The following is a 13,852-nucleotide window of genomic DNA, read 5'->3' on the forward strand; positions in this document are numbered from 1 at the left end:
GGTATTTAAAGGCTGCAAGTTTATTTTAATAGCACAATTATAATTGTAAAAAATCAGGAACATCATATAAGCTATTTCAACAATAGAATTACAAATGCATCGGTGAATCTTTTAATGCGAAAATAAAAGCGTTTAGAGCTCAGTTTAGAGGAGTCAGAAATACTGATTTCTTCTTATTCAGACTGACTAAAATATTTGTGTAAACACAGATTTTGAGATTGAACCGGAGAATTCAAAAAGTGCTGTTTACAAAAAAAGCTTCACTTTTCAGTGAAGCTTTTTGTTGTGACCCAACTGGGGCTCGAACCCAGGACCCCAACATTAAAAGTGTTGTGCTCTACCAACTGAGCTATTGAGTCATTGCAAACAGAAATTATTTTTAATCTAGTGACCTGACTGGGGCTCGAACCCAGGACCCCAACATTAAAAGTGTTGTGCTCTACCAACTGAGCTATCAAGTCTTTAATTTCATTCCCTGAATGCGGGTGCAAATATAGAATCTTTATTTTCAATTCCAATAGAAAAAAGACATAAATTTGCTTTTATTTTCATCTTATTATATAACTCACAATATATCAATTGTTTATTTTTATGAAAAAAATTATCTTATTAGGATATATGGGGTCTGGCAAATCCACGATAGCTCAAACACTAGCCAAAGAACTTCAAATCCCATTTATCGATTTAGACGAATATCTAGAAAAAAAACTCGAAGACTCTATTCCGAATATCTTTAAATCAAAAGGTGAAATATTTTTTAGAAAAAAAGAACATGAATATTTCAAACAATTAATGTCTTCTTCAGACAGCTTTATATTAAGCTTAGGCGGAGGCACTCCATGTTACGCAAATAACCATCTGTTATTAAATCAAGAAAACACCCGTTCTTTTTATTTAAAAGCCTCTATTGACACTTTGGTTCATAGATTGCAATTTGAAGTGTCTAAACGGCCTATTTTAGCTCAAAACAAAGAAGAACCCTTAGACACCTTTATTGCAAAACAATTATTTGATAGAAGTTTCTATTATTATCAAGCAACTAATGTAATTAATGTGGATAATAAAACCCCTGAAGAAATATCTAAAGAAATTATAAGCCAACTAGCTTAAATAAGCATACTCTTCTTCTCCATCAAATACAACATGTATATGCTCCAATAAAGAAGTTGAAAGTGACAATCCTTTAAAATCCGCTTTCACAGGATATTTCTTGTGATTGCGGTCAACTAACACTGTAGTTTTAAATTTCTTCAAAGGAACCTCTAAAAAGTGCTTTACCCCATAAATCAAAGTCGTACCTGAATTCAAAACATCATCTACTAAGACCACGTTACAATTCTCATACTCCGAAGAAGGTATAGATGTAGTTATCGGAGCTAAAACATGCTGCTTATCAACAAATACCTCACATAATTTCACCTCAATATTCGATATAAGAGCCAATTGAGCAGCTAACTTTTCAGCAAATACAAATCCATTTTTTGAAATACCAGCAATAACAATCACTTCCTCTTCAACAAAGGTTTCATAAATTTGGTAAGCAATTCTTTTGGTCTTATGCTCTATTTGTTCTTTAGTTAAGATTATATTTTTAGTCATTTTTCTTTTCTATATGTATAAATAATTCTCTGTCTATTCTTGGCTTAATAGAGTTGTAACATCGTTCAATTTTAATCAAACGCATGTGATTCATAAACAACAACTCGTATTCCTCTTTATTTCCTCCATAAGGAGGTAATCCAATTGTGTCTAATGGAAAATCAAACAAAACACCAACTAGCTTTCCATTATAACTTAAAAGGTCATTCATTTTCTGCGCATACTTTTCTCTCAAATCTGGATTTAAAGCACAAAAAAAGGTTTGCTCTAAAATCAAATCAAAAGAACCTTCTAACTCAAAAAAATCACCATGTATCAACCGCTCATTAGGAAAAGCAGGCAATTGCTTTCTAATGTAATCTAATGGCTCTGTAGCAATATCGATAACATATACATTTTTAAAACCTTGGTTAAATAAATATTTTAACTCATGCCCATGTCCAACTCCTGGAATTAAAATATTAATATTTTTATCCTTAAGTTGATCCACATAATCTTTCAAAGGCTTTGTTATCTCCCCTGCATTCCAATGAGTAGATTTGGATTGATACTTACTACTCCAAAAAGCTTCATTCAACATCTTCCCCTCCGTCTTCTTCTAAATATCCATCAATATCCCTTCTATCTTTTTTAGTTGGCCTTCCTGTTCCTTTTGCTCTATAGTGATCCTTTGATAATTTCAGTAATTCCAAATGTTCAAAAGCTTCTTGTGGTGTAACATCTTTACAATAAATAGCTACTAATTTGGCTCCTACTCTATTGACTGGAATATCCAAAACATCCAATTTGTAAACAATCTGGTCCTTTCTCAAAGTAACCTTATCAGTAGGAAAAACCTCTCGTGAAGGTTTTGCAACTTGTCCATTAACTGTAATGTGTCCTTTCTTACATGCTTCTGATGCAATACTTCTAGTTTTATAGTATCGAACACTCCATAAATATTTGTCTATCCGCATTTTCTTAAATAAATTCCCTTTTCATACTACACAAAAATAAAGGAAAATTGTATCTTGCACCATTAAAATAGTTAAAAAAAATGAATAGAATATTCAAAGTACTTGGAATCCTATTTTTAGGTATACTAGCAAGCAATTGTAAAAAAGATGACAACATCAGTGTTAAACCTGAACCAATTAGAGATGGAAAGGAAGTTTATGCTGAAAACATTGCGGATATAGAGGCATATCTAAAGAAAAACTATATGAAGCTTGAGAATGGTGAAGTGTTCTTGGATAGTATTCAAAACGGAGAAACCTCTATTTGGGATCAAACTAATTTTCCTTTAAAATCAATCGAAATGACGAATGATGCTTGGGAGTTAGTAAAACCTATCAATAGCGCAACAAATGATTACTCTTTAGCAAAATATCTAAAAGTAAACGATTCTGTCAAATACAAAATTTATTACGTATTATTAAACGAAGGTGGAGGGGAATCTCCTATTTCTATTGATTCCGTTTTCACAACCTACAAAGGTTTTAATCTTAAAAACGAAGTTTTTGACAACAACAAAAATGGAGCATGGAGTTCATATCCTCAAACAATATCAGAAGCAAAAAGCGGTATCAGCAATACATTCATAACAGGTTTCAGACAAAGTCTATCGCTACTTAAAACAGCTACTGGGATTATTGATAACCTAGATGGAACTTATAGCTATGAAAACGCAGGAAGAGCAATAGTATTTATTCCATCTGGACTGGCATATTTCAATGGAAGTGCTGGAAGTGGAAAAATAGGTAAATATGCACCTATAATTTTTGATTTACAATTAGTGAGTAAATTAAGCAGAGACCATGACAAAGACGGTATCCCTTCGCTGATTGAAGACCTAAACGGAGATGGGAATTATTTCAATGACGATACAGACGGAGATGGAATTCCAGACTTTTTAGATGAAGATGATGATGGAGACGGTTTTACAACAAGACAAGAAATCTCTTATAAAATAAAAGATGAATTCGGACGTGAGATAACTAAGATATATGAATATGACAAAATTCCAACTTGCTCTAGTGGTAAGAAAAGACATATGGACAAAACTTGTTACCCAAAACCAGATGGAAGTTGGGACTAACATCTTTGCAAAATAAAACTAAAGCTGTTTCGAGAACGAAACAGCTTTTTTTATTGGTTTTTACTAAGAAATAGTAAAGTCAAAAGAGAGTCTTATTCTTTATAAACATCTACCACTTACATTAACCCCTACTCATTCAAGTAATTTAAGCTAATACTACCACAACACCAATATAATTACATTATATCTTAAACCGAGTTTTATCAAATAAAAAAGCCACCCAAATGGGTGGCTTTAAGCTTCAAAATATTGACTAAAACATTAAATGAAACTCTAAAAATATCTCGGTGAACTTGACACTTTTCGTGAAAAGAAAATATCATATAATAAAATGAACTCATGAGATGCCTTACCCTTAACTTTTAAATCAGACATAACGTGGTCATAAGCATATCCCACTCTAAGGTTAGGAAGTAATCGATAATTAATCATACCTCCAACAGCATCCTCTAATCTATAAGTAGCTCCTACTTCCAATTTATCCATAAATAATGCATTAAAAGAAACATCAAAAGAAACTGGTGAATTCATTGCATATTTAACCATTGCTGAAGGTTTCAATTTAAGCATATCATTAACCTCAAACACATATCCTCCAGTTAAAAACATATGTATTTCCTGAGAACCATATTGCTTGCCGTCATAGTTCAAATAAGTACCCCTTAAAAGGTTTGGAACGCCTAAACCAACATAGTAATTCTCAGAATAATAAAATGCTCCTAAACCAACGTTAAAGAGTGTAGATTTTGAATCCTCCTTAAAAGCAGGATCATCGATATTTGGTAAATGACCGACACCTCCATTTCCAATTTCAGAAAACAATCCAATATCGTGCATTGTTACACCAGCTTTTAAACCCAATGCTAAATGTTGATTATTTCCTAAATCCAATGTATAAGAAAAGTCTCCATAAATATTATTTTCAGTAACAGGTCCAATTTTATCTGAAATAGCAGAAAGTCCCAACCCTACATTCTTCCCAACACGCTTATGTCCAAACAAGGTTGTTGTAACAGGAGCTCCTTCTAAACCAACCCATTGACGCCTATGTAATGCTCCTAAAGACAAAGCTTCTGTTGAACCAGCATAAGCAGGATTCAAAACACTTTGGTTATACATATACTGCGAGTAATGTGGATTTTGTTGTGCATACATATCTATACCTAACAACAACAATGTCAAGACAACTATATCTCTCTTCTTCATATCTATATTATTTATAACTAATACCTAATTAATTTGAAACAAAAAATCTCATTTCAAAATACTTATTGAGCGACTCGGCTAAGAAGAAGGAGATTTTCTATTAAAAAAACAAACTCACATCCTCTTAACTTCATCACTACTAGCTAACAAATTATCTGTTTATCTGAACCCAACCAGTTCTAGTATTTCCATGAGATATCACAACATAATAGTATGTCCCATCTGGCAATCCATGTCCATTTTTATCTTGTCCCATCCATTCATTTTTATACCCTCTTCCATGAGAATACACCTCTGAACCATAGCGATTGTAAATCTTCAAATCATATACACCGTGATTGCTTAAATCAAATGCGTCGTTCAAACCATCACCATTCGGTGAAATCCCCTTCTGAATTGGACATTCTGTATAAGAAACAGTATAACTACTTTCATCTGTACATAAACCATCCTCTGAAGCTGCGTATACATAAATAGTCTGTCCAAAAGGAATTGGAGTTCCTACGGAAAGCTCCTCTCCTTCACCACCTGGTTTTGTAAAATATTTATTGTGTCTAGACAAAGGTGCTAAAAAGTGAACTTCACAATCCAACTCTTTATTTTCAAAAACATCTGCCACAACAGGCTCCGTAATAATTACTTTAAATGAAACTTCTTCATAACAAGCAGCCTCACCATTGCGCTGTAAGATATACATACGGTATTCACCTGCCACATCTAACACATCCCCCGCTTTGTATTCTTGTCCATGAGCTCCAGCTTCAGAATAATAATATTGATTCGCCTCTAATTCAGGTAACGTATAACTAGCGCAAACCTTAACATCGCTTCTTGAACCAGGTTTTTCCGTTGCTGCAACAGCTACATTAAAAGTGAATACTTCATAACAACCCGTCACTTCATTTTCAACACGGATATAAAAAGCAGCTCCCTCTGGGGCAACTCCAAAAGAATAATCTGTTGTATTAGAAATCTCGTTCTCCCCTAATTCAGCATCCGAAGCAGTTTTATAATATGTCGTTTTAAACTTCTCGCGATCTGTTTTACTAAACATATCCAATTCCACTTGTGAAAGATCTACTACTACATCTTCCAAAGAAAATCTACAAACTGTAACCGTTTTTGGTTTATTCACTTCAGTAGAAATTGGAGGATAAATTTCAACTTTAACAGAACCTGAAGAAGAACATCCTAAATCAGGATAATTCACTTTCACCTCATATTCACCAGAAGCACTAACTTCCAAATCTGGTTTATTTGCATCTTTAATTAAAACCCCATCTTTAAACCATTCAATCTTCTTCACAAGCTCTTCAGAAGTAGTAATTCCCGATTGAATTAAAACAGTTTCTGCATCACACAATGCATTGTTGTTTTCAACCAACATATCTTCACCTAAATCCAATTTCCCAAGATCAAAACTTCCTGCATTAAAAAACACAGCAGACGAGTGAGGTGTAACATCACAAAAGTCCATCACAGCCAATTTAATATGATATTTTCTACCAGGAACCACCGCAACTTTCCTTGACTGAATAGGAGCTGTTACACCCGCAAAATCAATTGGAGCTGTAATATCTTTATTGTTTATAGCATAATAATCTCCAAAATATTCTGCATTTCTGTCACCACATGAGCTAGCAGGCTCACGCTTACTCGCATCCGCCACATTTTGTATACTGATGGAGGCATTATTTGGAAGTTTAGCTAAATTTTGCTTCTCACCAGTTGTTAAATCTTCTAACCACGTAGCAAATAAAGCTCCGTTTGAACAAGAATATTGACATCCACTGTGATAACTGTTAGAAGCAAACAAAAACTCGAAAGACAAAGAGTCATTGATAGGAATAAAATCAAATTCCACTTGAGTAACTCGTTTATCAGCCCTAGGTCCACCACCCGCATCATCAATTGCATCATTGATATCTTTATCCCCAATCCATCTTCTACCATTCTCTCCCCTAGGAGCATCATATCCCATATAGGGTCTTCCAACATATTTTACTTCGTTCGTAGAAAGCACGACTCCTTCTTTAAATGGAAAATCGGACTCTCCTTTGTTAAAATATCCAAGAGTATTATAATTGTTAGTAGAATTAGGATCTCCATTTTGATATCTAATATTAGATACCAAATTACAATCCGTTTGAATCAAAACATCTTCTATCAATTCATCTAGTGTATATTTATCTCCACTTTCACTTATCTCAACCGGAGACTTATCAAGCGAAGTAATACACAAATCAAAAGTAAAATCAGGTTGTTGGTCTTCTATAATTTTATCCGCTGAATCGAATCTGTCATAATTACCTATTTGCACATAGTATTTTTGTCCAACAACTAAGTCACTTAATATTGTTTTTGAATCTCCTTGTCCTGCATTAGAACATTTAACGTTAACCAATCCTGTACAATTTCCTTCATAAAGAGTAATATTTAAAAAAGGTATTGTTGTAGTATGAGACATAGCCTTTAAATTTTTCACATTTAACAAGTGAATCGTTTTAGTGGCTGTAAATTCAAACCACACATCTTTTTTCAAATCTTTACTACAAAACGAAATCACACCTGATTCTGTTGCCCCAAACAAAGATCCCGAAACAAATTTTGCACATTCTGAATTTGCATTAACAGGAATCGTAATTGCTCCTGAACAATCGTCATTACCTCCAATCTTAGTACCTGAATTGACTCCAGTTGACCAGTAACTCCAAGAACCATCTCCACATTTCGCGCGAACATAAATAGTATACCCTTTTCCGGTATCCAATCCAGTAATACTCGCTTTAGGATTCGTAGTTACAGAAACTGTTTTAACAGGTGTAGCAGTTACATCTTCTCCTGAATTTACAACTAATACTTCCCAATTTGTTATTCCCCCATCTTGTTTCCATTCCAAATCAATACTGGTCGAACTAGTATTAGTCACGGTAACATAATAAGGTTCTGGACATGTTTCTACCTTTTTTAAAGTAATATTATCAAGTTTGATACTCGTATAATTCTTTGCACCGTTCTTTGAAACAATATGCCAAGCAATATTTGCATCACCAACAGCTCCATCAAAAAACACAACTTTTTCTTTCCATACTGTATTGTCATATTGTTCAACTGGATTTACCGTTTTGGTAAAGTCTGTAGGTGCAATTCCATTATTTGATAACAACACTTCAACTTCATTTATATAAGGATTTCCTACATTGAAATTCCCCTTATAATAGTACTTCAAAACATATTTACTGTTTTCCATAGCTACCGTTGGAGAAATCAACCAATCATCATTATTGACATTGGTAGAAGAAGAAAACTCCATTCCTCGATCTCCTTCTTGAAGATTAAATTCAGTAACTCTCCAAATACCATTACCTGTAGGAGAAGTTGAGTCTTTATTCTCATCTAAAATCGTCCAACAACCAAATGTCTTAGAGTTCTTATTAAACCCTTCCCAAAATGGCACAGTCATTACACCACAAGCTGTTTTAAATTTAAAAGGACCATTCCAAATACTATAGTTCGTTCCAGAACACTTTGTGCGAACATAAAACTCATAATCCGTATTGTTTTTTAAGGACACACCTGAATTATCTTGAGTTATCACATTCGATTTAGATATAGTAGAAGTCCCATTTCCAGTTGGTATTCCCAATCCTTCTGACTGAACCACATATTCCCAAGTAGTTCCTCCCATATCATCTTTCCAAGAAATGGTAACCTCATCACTCTCTACATTGTCCACTGACAATGCAATAGGTTCAGGACAATTTTGAACCTCTTCAATATTTACATAGTCAATAAAGATATTAGTCGCTTTCTCAGCCAAGCCGACATGCCATGCAATATTAACATCCCCGCTTACCCCAGATATAAACACATACTCTTCCTTCCATATCAAACTAGGGTCATATTTCTTATTTGCAACAACAGTAGTCGTAAACTTTGAAACATCAGCCCCTTCTTTTGACAAAAGCACTTCAAATTCAAACTCATTATTCGCTAACGTATGCGTTCTATAAAAATACTTTAAACGGTACATTTTTCCCGTTTCAAACTTAATTTTTGGTGAAATCAACCAATCATCGTGTATCTTTCCAGCTACAGCTGTCCCTGTGAACCCCATAGATCTACCTCCCTCATAAGCATTTGGACTAGCAAACCAGATATCAGGTCCAAACTGAGCGTTCTTAGAGTCCTTATTCCCATCTATTATTTCCCAACATCTAAATGTCTGAGAATTAGTATTGAAGTTTTCAAAAAATGGTGTTACGAAGACATCACATTCTGTTTTAAACACATAAACAGAAGACCAAATACTAAATGTTCCATCCTCACATATACTTCTAACAAACACCTCATATTCAGTATTGTGTATCAAATTATTACCAGTAATATCTTTTGTTACCTTTTCTTCCTTATTTTTAGTAGCAACACCGCTTTTTGGAGTTCCTGTCTTTGCCTTTTGAACCACGTATTCCCAATCTTTACCATAATCATCAGTCCAGAAAATAGTCGCTTCATTTGATTTCACATCTTTACTATCAACTTTAATGGGTTCGGGACAAGAAAGAATTTCTTCAAAAAACACATTATCAATATACAATTGAGTCATGTTATTTTCAGAAACCACATTCCATGCAACATTAACTTCTCCATTAACACCATCAACAATAAGAGTTTCCTCAATCCAATTATTATTGCTTTCTTTCTTTTTCGACAATAACTCCTTTTTAAAATTAGAAACACTGTTTCCATTTATGGCAAGCATTACTTTAAAGTCCGTCTGATAAGACGCATTTGTTCTATAATGATATTTAAATCGGTATTTTTTACCTGAATCTAATTTAAAAGTAGGTGAAATCAACCAATCGTTATGAGGTAGTTTCGTACTACTTCCACTGAAATACATAGAATGTGATCCCTGAAACTTTTGAGTAGTAGTCAAACTCCAAGTATTATTTGTCGCAGATGTTGAATCATCATTTTCGTCTACAATAGTCCAACAATCAATCGTTGAAGAGCTTCCCAAGTTAAAACCTTCGAAGAAAGGAAGTGGTAAAGTATCACACAAAGTTCTAAATACAATAGGTCCAACCCATGAACTATTCATCCCAACACCACAACTTGAACGAACATAAAATTCATATTCTGTATTTGGCAATAAAGGAGAACCTCCAGTCCCTGTTGTCTTATCTGTGGACGCTGTTGGTTTATTAGATAATGTTCCACTACCAACTGGTGTGCCACCTCCTAAGTCTTGCACAACATATTCCCACTGTGAATTAAGTCCGTCTGTCCATGAAAAAGTAGCTTTATCTTTATTAATATTACTAACAACTACATTCTCCTCTGGTGCTTTACATCCTACTTTAACTAATGATACTTTATCAATATATAAAGGTGATTGTCCCAATGAAGACACTCGCCAAGCTATATTTATTGCACCTCCTATATTCTCTATATAAATTACTTTCTTAGTGTAAGCTGGTGTTTTGTGAGCCGCTTTTGCTTGTAATTCAGTTGTAAAATCAGCCGCAGTAATGCCACCATTAGAAAGTAATACTTCAAACTCAGTATTTGCAGAGGCTGTAGTTTTATAATAATACGTCAGCTGATACATCTCTGTATTCAGAAGTGTAAACTCAGGAGAGATTAAAAAATCGTCATGAACTTTACCTGTATTTTGTCCATTGAAATACATTGAAAAAGACCCCTCATAAGCATTAGTTGCATTATTAAAAATTCTAAATTGATTCGCATTGGCGTTTCCATCACCGTTATTATCCAAGATCGTCCAACAATCTTTTGATTCAGAAGCTAATTCAAATCCTTCGAAAAAAGGTAATGACGAAGTAGTGCATGGCGCAAAACTAACTCGAGATTCTTTTGTCATGCGCTCCCCTGTCTCTGTTTCATCACCTACCGTTGTGTAGATTTCATCTATAATCGATTCTAAAGTAGAACCAGAATAATGAAATGCCCTAACATTACCGTAAAGCAAAAAGCTAAACAACAAAGCCAAGGCTAGCAAACTAAAAGTTATCTTAAATTTCATAATAGTTAGATTGGTTGAAATTAATTATCGAAACCAAAACTAATTCAGCAATAGCTAAAAACCTATTTATAGGAATGGACAAACAATGGACAGAATTATATTTAACACATACAAAAAACTACAAATCAATCACATAAAGATTCTAGCAAGAATAATACTATGGACATGCCTTGAAAAAGGTTAGAAATAAATTTCATCACCAAGCTTTAACAAACTCATCCAAATCATCTGATTTTTGAAGCTCTAACTTCTTTCGTATTCGATAACGAGTCTTGTTTAAACTGTCTTGATTAATGTTTAACATCGCACATATCTCAGTACTTGGCATATTAATTTTAATATAGGAACAAACCCTTATTTCCGTTTTTGAAAGTTGTGGATAACTCGTTCTTATAACTTCAAAAAACTCAGGATGAGTTTTTTCAAAGACATCTTTAAATTTCTCCCAATCATGTTCTTGATTGCGGTTTAACTTTATAACATTCTTGAGCTCTGTCAACAAATTTTTAGGATTTCCCCCCTCGTTAATTATAGTATTTTCGATTTCATTAAATATTTTATTCTTAGCTAAGATTAAAATATTTAGTGAAATAAGCTCTTTATTTCTCAGTTCTAGTTCTTCTTGAAATCGTTCCTCTTGAACCCGTTTTAAAATCTCCTCTGATGCGATTTTATCTGTTAATCGTTCATTGGTTAAATTAGAAATACTCAAAGACTTTTTATTGTTCTGATAAAGCATCCAGATAAAAACAATAACCATTAAAATAAGAATTATAATAATTATATAAGTCTTCGTCAAGTTCGACTTACTCAATTTTTCAGTTTCAATTTTTTTGGACAACAAATCATTTTCGAATTTCTGTTCGTCTAATGCTTTTGTCCATTTAAATTCTTCTACCTTCTGTCTTACCTTTACTCCATAAATACTATCTCGTATATGATAAAACTTAACCAAGTTTTCATTTGCTTCTTTATATTTATTCTGTGAATTATAGTTAACTGAAAGTCCTTCAAGAGCATTCATTTTATCACGAGCTACATTCTTCTTGTCAGATATAGCATAGGCTTTCTTATAGTAAGCGATAGATTCTTCATACTGCTTCTTCGCTCTATAAACATTCCCCAAATGTTGATAAATCAATCCTAATTGAGCCTCGTCTTTAGTCTGTAAACTCAACTCTTTCGCTTCACTTAAAAATTTAATAGAAGCATCGAAATTATTTTCTAAAAGTTCCACTCTACTTCTAGACGTTAAGCTTTTAATGATATTGACAGTGTCTTGGATTTTTTCAAAATACAAATAAGAATCTAACAAGCTATTTCTCGCTTCATCAATCCTTCCCGTCAAGACATACACATTCCCTAAATTAGCATAAGCGATAGCAGTTTTTCTTGTATCATTAGTCTCTACCGCCAAATCATAGGATTTTTTAAGGTAAGTCATAGCTAAATCAAAATCACTTAATTCAAAATAAATTCCACCTAAATTATTATAGAGCTCAATCTGTTTTTCTTTATAACCTTCTGAAAGAGCCAGTCCCTTTAATGTATATTCTAAACTTTTGCTGTAATCACCAGTAAAACGATAATATTTACCCAAATTATAATTCAATCGAATCTGTAAATCTTTACTCTCTGGTTCAACATCATATGAAAATGCTCGATTAACATAATAAGGAATACTATCAAAATCGTCATTTTTTAAATGCAAGGCAATTTTAAAATTATAGAAATAAGCTAACTCCTCATTACTTAGACTATCTACACCTTTTTCAATCTTTTTTAGTCTCTTTTCAGCATCATATATATTGTTATCCAATAGAGAATCCATCTCTTTAAAAAATGAAATCGTTTCTGTATTGTTATTAAGAATACCCAGATCCTTATCATTATTAATACAACCTACAAAAGCAATTGCAACCAATAGAAAAACTGAAGGAAACAATAATATCTTTTTAAACATCAAACTCATATAGTATACTTACCAATCCGTTATAATAATCCCACCAACTCTGTCTAATAAAAACTTTGTCCAATATATTCTTTTAAATAAATTTCTCACAACATCAGATAAGCCAAATATATAAATTAGTTTTTTTAATACTTTAATAAACCTGAATAATCATAGTACGTATACTTCGTTCTTAGTTATCATAATTCGGCTTTAATTTCAAACATTATTGAAAGGCTCAACTGTTATCAAGCCACCACACCAATCTAGATCGTTCATTAAAAATATCTACAAGAAATTTTCTTAATACTCCGCCCTCTAATTATTTTCTCCTAAAAAAGGTTTGTATTTCTTCCATATTGTAAATAACAAATCCAAACGATCTCAATAAAGAGAGCGTTGGGATTACATAAAATTTAATATATTGATTATACTTATCCTTGGAATCACCTTTCTGATAAAAACATTTTATTTAATATACCCTCATAATAGTACTTTCACCATCCTACTTCGTCTCCATAATAAAACAAACCATCTAAAATAACATTGTTTTAAAAATTATCAATCCATTTCAATAATAGATCTCAACGCTTAATCATCATCCCAAATACTCTTGCTATAATGTATAAAACCCTATTTAAAGTCCACTCAACCTTGACCCGTCCTGAAATAGCTGTACAGTTCAAAACAAGAAAAAATGGAAAAATCAGGACAAAAAACCAGTCAACGTTACCATCTAAAGTTCATAGAAAAAGTGGTCCAGGAAGTTGAGTTTGGAGCTACACAAATTTCAGTTATAAATAAATATAATTTAAATAAAACCACGGTCAATGGTTGGATGCAAAAATACGGTAGTCAAGAGTTTTTTAATACTCGACAAGCTCGTAGATATTCAACTAATCTAAAGCGGAAAGTACTTTTGAGTATTAAAGAAGGAAAGATGAGTATTCAGGAAGCTAAGGTGGCTTAT

Annotated in this window: 9 protein-coding genes and 2 tRNA genes; 3 read left to right on the plus strand and 8 right to left on the minus strand. The window is 33.0% G+C overall.

Annotation, left to right across the window (positions count from 1 at the left end; genetic code table 11):
* Nucleotides 1-286: 286 nt before the first annotated feature.
* Together BM024_RS13330 and BM024_RS13335 are read right to left on the minus strand one after the other, a co-directional pair.
* Nucleotides 287-359, minus strand: a tRNA-Lys gene (locus tag BM024_RS13330).
* Nucleotides 360-388: 29 nt separating this feature from the next.
* A tRNA-Lys gene (locus BM024_RS13335) sits at nt 389-461 on the minus strand.
* A gap of 130 nt (nt 462-591) precedes the next feature.
* On the opposite strand from BM024_RS13335, the gene BM024_RS13340 reads away from it, so the two are divergent.
* On the plus strand, nt 592-1,110 hold the full coding sequence (locus tag BM024_RS13340; RefSeq protein ID WP_090681411.1) for a shikimate kinase: 519 nt from the start codon (nt 592-594) through the stop codon (nt 1,108-1,110).
* Here the strand turns inward: BM024_RS13340 and BM024_RS13345 are convergent.
* The 3 genes from BM024_RS13345 to BM024_RS13355 are packed head-to-tail and all read right to left on the minus strand — an operon-like array spanning nt 1,102 to nt 2,555.
* Nucleotides 1,102-1,599, minus strand: a complete 498-nt coding sequence (locus tag BM024_RS13345; protein WP_090681413.1) for a phosphoribosyltransferase family protein — start codon at nt 1,597-1,599, stop codon at nt 1,102-1,104. The genes BM024_RS13340 and BM024_RS13345 overlap by 9 nt on opposite strands.
* The gene (locus tag BM024_RS13350) at nt 1,592-2,179 is read right to left on the minus strand and encodes a methyltransferase domain-containing protein (protein ID WP_090681416.1); all 588 of its coding nucleotides are present in this window, start codon (nt 2,177-2,179) and stop codon (nt 1,592-1,594) included. The genes BM024_RS13345 and BM024_RS13350 overlap by 8 nt, the downstream gene beginning before the upstream one ends.
* A complete protein-coding gene (locus BM024_RS13355) occupies nt 2,169-2,555 on the minus strand; it encodes an RNA-binding S4 domain-containing protein (protein ID WP_090681418.1) in 387 nt (128 codons plus the stop codon). The genes BM024_RS13350 and BM024_RS13355 overlap by 11 nt, the downstream gene beginning before the upstream one ends.
* Nucleotides 2,556-2,635: 80 nt before the next feature.
* Between BM024_RS13355 and BM024_RS13360 the strand changes: the two genes are divergently transcribed.
* Entirely contained in the window at nt 2,636-3,676 is a 1,041-nt protein-coding gene (locus tag BM024_RS13360; protein ID WP_090681422.1) for an FKBP-type peptidyl-prolyl cis-trans isomerase, read from the plus strand.
* Nucleotides 3,677-3,949: 273 nt separating this feature from the next.
* On the opposite strand, the gene BM024_RS13365 is transcribed toward BM024_RS13360, so the two are convergent.
* The 3 genes from BM024_RS13365 to BM024_RS13375 form a co-directional block, all read right to left on the minus strand.
* The gene (locus BM024_RS13365; protein WP_090681425.1) at nt 3,950-4,882 is read right to left on the minus strand and encodes a PorP/SprF family type IX secretion system membrane protein; all 933 of its coding nucleotides are present in this window, start codon (nt 4,880-4,882) and stop codon (nt 3,950-3,952) included.
* A gap of 151 nt (nt 4,883-5,033) precedes the next feature.
* On the minus strand, nt 5,034-10,931 hold the full coding sequence (locus tag BM024_RS13370) for a choice-of-anchor J domain-containing protein (protein WP_090681429.1): 5,898 nt from the start codon (nt 10,929-10,931) through the stop codon (nt 5,034-5,036).
* A gap of 196 nt (nt 10,932-11,127) precedes the next feature.
* A complete protein-coding gene (locus tag BM024_RS13375; protein WP_177190216.1) occupies nt 11,128-12,894 on the minus strand; it encodes a tetratricopeptide repeat protein in 1,767 nt (588 codons plus the stop codon).
* 685 nt (nt 12,895-13,579) lie between these two features.
* On the opposite strand from BM024_RS13375, the gene BM024_RS13380 reads away from it, so the two are divergent.
* Nucleotides 13,580-13,852 (plus strand): hypothetical protein (locus tag BM024_RS13380; protein ID WP_394333279.1); only part of this gene is annotated, 273 nt, incomplete at its 3' end.

This window comes from Myroides guanonis, assembly GCF_900114085.1.
Classification (GTDB): domain Bacteria; phylum Bacteroidota; class Bacteroidia; order Flavobacteriales; family Flavobacteriaceae; genus Flavobacterium; species Flavobacterium guanonis.

Coding starts and splice junctions, on each gene's coding strand:
- BM024_RS13340 (WP_090681411.1), top strand. CDS start 592: ATGAAAAAAATTATCTTATTAGGATATATGGGGTCTGGCAAATCCACG.
- BM024_RS13345 (WP_090681413.1), bottom strand. CDS start 1,599: ATGACTAAAAATATAATCTTAACTAAAGAACAAATAGAGCATAAGACC.
- BM024_RS13350 (WP_090681416.1), bottom strand. CDS start 2,179: ATGTTGAATGAAGCTTTTTGGAGTAGTAAGTATCAATCCAAATCTACT.
- BM024_RS13355 (WP_090681418.1), bottom strand. CDS start 2,555: ATGCGGATAGACAAATATTTATGGAGTGTTCGATACTATAAAACTAGA.
- BM024_RS13360 (WP_090681422.1), top strand. CDS start 2,636: ATGAATAGAATATTCAAAGTACTTGGAATCCTATTTTTAGGTATACTA.
- BM024_RS13365 (WP_090681425.1), bottom strand. CDS start 4,882: ATGAAGAAGAGAGATATAGTTGTCTTGACATTGTTGTTGTTAGGTATA.
- BM024_RS13370 (WP_090681429.1), bottom strand. CDS start 10,931: ATGAAATTTAAGATAACTTTTAGTTTGCTAGCCTTGGCTTTGTTGTTT.
- BM024_RS13375 (WP_177190216.1), bottom strand. CDS start 12,894: ATGTTTAAAAAGATATTATTGTTTCCTTCAGTTTTTCTATTGGTTGCA.